The organism is Promicromonospora kroppenstedtii DSM 19349 (genome assembly GCF_000515355.1).
Classification (GTDB): domain Bacteria; phylum Actinomycetota; class Actinomycetes; order Actinomycetales; family Cellulomonadaceae; genus Promicromonospora; species Promicromonospora kroppenstedtii.
This window is the reverse complement of sequence record NZ_KI911641.1, coordinates 31,979-34,886: the sequence shown is the minus strand read 5'-3', so window position 1 is coordinate 34,886 and position 2,908 is coordinate 31,979. Positions and strand designations below refer to the sequence as shown.

Below are 2,908 nucleotides of genomic sequence, written 5' to 3'. Positions count from 1 at the left end.
CGAGCCGACGGCACCGGAGGGCGCCCAGTGCCCGGACGAGGGGGAGTGCAGCGGCACGGTGACGGCCGGCCGGGACCTGCTGGTCCGTGCCGAGGAAGCGGCCACGGGCGAGGAGCGCTGGCGCGTGACCGTGCCGTTCCGCCCGATGGCGGCCGAGGGCTGCCGCGCCGGCCCCGCCCTGCCCTGGGACCGGTCGGACGACATCGTCAGGACCGGTGAGCGCCTCGACGCCGAGGGGTTCGGCGCCCGGATCGAGCCCGCCCTCGTGCAGCTGTGGGGCTGCGGCTTCCGGGTCGGCGTCACCACGGACGGCGCGGTGCTGCCGATGGCGGGCGTGCCCGGGTTCGGCTGGGTGTTCGGCCTGGACACGGGCGGGTACGTCGCGCAGACCATCGCCCAGCGCTCCGACGGCACGATGGCCAGCACGCTCTTCACCGCGGACGGCGCAATCGTCGCCCGGGTGGCCGGAAGCCTGAACCGCCCGCGGACCACCGATGCGCCCGCCGAGGCGACGCTTCTCTCGACGGACCCGCCCGGCGGGCGGCTGCGGTCGTACACCCCGGACGGCACCCGGCGCTGGGACGTCGCGGTGCGGGACGGCTCCGCGCAGTACCTCGCGCAGGTCGACGACACGGTCGTGACCACGACCTGGACCGGCGACGTCCGCGGGATGGACCTCGCCACGGGCGCCGTGCGCTGGACCTGGCGTACCGCGTCCGGCCTGTACGACTGGCCCTACGAGAGCGGCTACGTCTCCCAGGCCTTCACCGACGGGCAGTCCCTGCTGATGCTCCTGGAGAGCGGGTCGGGCGACACCGAGCTCGTCTCGCTCGACATCGCCTCCGGGGAGCTGGTCTGGGACGGGACGTCGTCGCACGTGCTGACGGAGCGGCTGGAGACGATGCTGCTGGCGGTGGACGGGAACCTGCTGGAGGTCTCCCAGGTGGGAGTCCGCCGGCTGGGCTGACCCGCGTCGGTGTCGCCGTCGCGACCGCTGCTGGTTGACCTCCGAGGTTCTGTTCAAGCCACGATGTTGCAACGGTTCAAGCTCATTCCCACGGGCAGGAGTTCGTGGTCTGAACAGATCCTCGGGTGCGAACCGGCTGGTGATGCCCGTATCAGACGTTCAGCGGCGACGGAGAACTAGGGTGGGCCCATGGTGAGAATCGGCGCGCACGTGGACCTGGCCGACGCGATCGGGGCGGCGAAGACGCTCGACGCGGACGCGGTGCAGGTGTTCCTCAGCGATCCCCAGGCGTGGAAGGTCCCGGACCTGCCCTACGAGGGCGGCGCGGAGGCGCTCCGGGCCGACGCCGCCGCGGCCGACCTTGACCTCTACGTGCACGCGCCGTACGTGATCAACGTGGCCTCGACCAACAACCGGATCCGCATCCCGAGCCGCAAGCTGCTGCAGCAGATCATGGACGGGGCGAGCGCGATCGGCGCGAAGGGCGTCGTGGTGCACGGCGGGCACGTCACGGCGAACGACGACCCGGCCAAGGGCTTCGACAACTGGCGCAAGGCGATCGACGCGCTGGAGACCGACGTCCCGGTGCTCATCGAGAACACGGCGGGCGGCGACCACTCGATGGCGCGGCGCCTGGAGCGGATCGAGCAGCTCTGGGCGGCCGTGAGCAAGGCGGACGGCGGGGCTGACGTCGGCTTCACGCTCGACACCTGCCACGCCTGGGCCGGCGGGATCGACCTCGCGGCGGCCGCCGACCAGATCCGCGCGATCACGGGCCGCATCGACCTGGTGCACGCCAACGACTCGCGCGACGAGGCGGGCTCGGGTGCGGACCGGCACACCAACTTCGGCCAGGGGCAGATCCCCGAGGACCTGCTGATCGGCGTGATCGCCGCGGCGGGCGCCCCCGTGATCTGCGAGACCAAGGGCGACATGGCGCCGGACATCGCCTGGCTGCGCGAGAACCTGGGCTGACACAAGGCCCTGCCGGCCGAGCCTGCTCCGGTGGTCGAGCCTGTCGGGACCACCTGGCAGGATCAGACGCATGGCAACGACGCAGCGGGTAGTGGTCACGGGTGCGAGCGGCAAGCTCGGCCGGTTCGTGGTGGAGCACCTGGCGGACTCCGGGTACGACGTCGTCGCGACCGACCGGGTGCCGCCCGAGCAGGGCAGTGCGGGCCGGTTCACGGTCGCCGACCTGACCGACCTCGGGCAGGTGGTCGAGCTGCTGTCCGGCGTGGACGAGGGCCGCGCGGCCGACGCCGTCGTGCACCTGTCCGCCATCCCCGCGCCCGGGCTGGCGACCAACGCCGCGACGTTCCGCAACAACGTGCCCAGCACCTACAACGTGCTGCGCGCGGCCCAGGTGGTGGGCGTGCGGAACGTGGTCACGGCGTCCTCCGAGACCGTGCTCGGCCTGCCGTTCGACGTACCGCCGCCGTACGTCCCCGTGGACGAGGAGTACGACGTGCTGCCGCAGTCCACGTACTCGCTCGGCAAGTCGCTCGAGGAGGAGACGGCCCGGCACTTCGCGCGCTGGGAGCCGGAGCTCAAGGTGGCGGCACTGCGGTTCTCCAACGTGATGCGCCCCGAGGACTACGCGCGCTTCCCGTCCTGGCAGGACGACGCCGCGGCCCGGCGCTGGAACCTGTGGGGCTACATCGACGGGCGCGACGGGGCCCAGGCCGTGCGCCGCGCCCTGGAGGCGGACTTCACGGGGTTCGAGGCGTTCGTCATCGCGAACGACGACACGGTCATGGAGCGGGACTCGGCGGACCTGGTGGCCGAGCAGTTCCCCGGCGTTCCGCTGCGTCGCCCGCTGCAGGGCCGCGAGACCCTGCTGAGCATCGACAAGGCCCGCCGGGTGCTCGGCTACGCACCGCAGCACCGCTGGCAGGACGAGGTCTGACGCCCGGGCCGCCCGCGCCTACGCGCGGGCGG

3 protein-coding genes are annotated in these 2,908 nt (G+C 72.7%); all 3 read left to right on the top strand.

Translation table 11 applies throughout. The features are described from left to right. Positions 1-967 (top strand): hypothetical protein (locus PROKR_RS07890; protein WP_211240065.1); only part of this gene is annotated, 967 nt, incomplete at its 5' end. 189 nt (positions 968-1,156) lie between these two features. Continuing rightward, positions 1,157-1,942 (top strand): deoxyribonuclease IV, encoded by a 786-nt coding sequence (locus PROKR_RS07885; protein ID WP_036961636.1) that lies wholly within the window; start codon positions 1,157-1,159, stop codon positions 1,940-1,942. Between the two features lie 70 nt (positions 1,943-2,012). Further along, positions 2,013-2,876: an NAD-dependent epimerase/dehydratase family protein gene (locus PROKR_RS07880; protein ID WP_036961633.1), complete on the top strand. Its 864-nt coding sequence runs from the start codon at positions 2,013-2,015 to the stop codon at positions 2,874-2,876. Positions 2,877-2,908 lie beyond the last annotated feature (32 nt).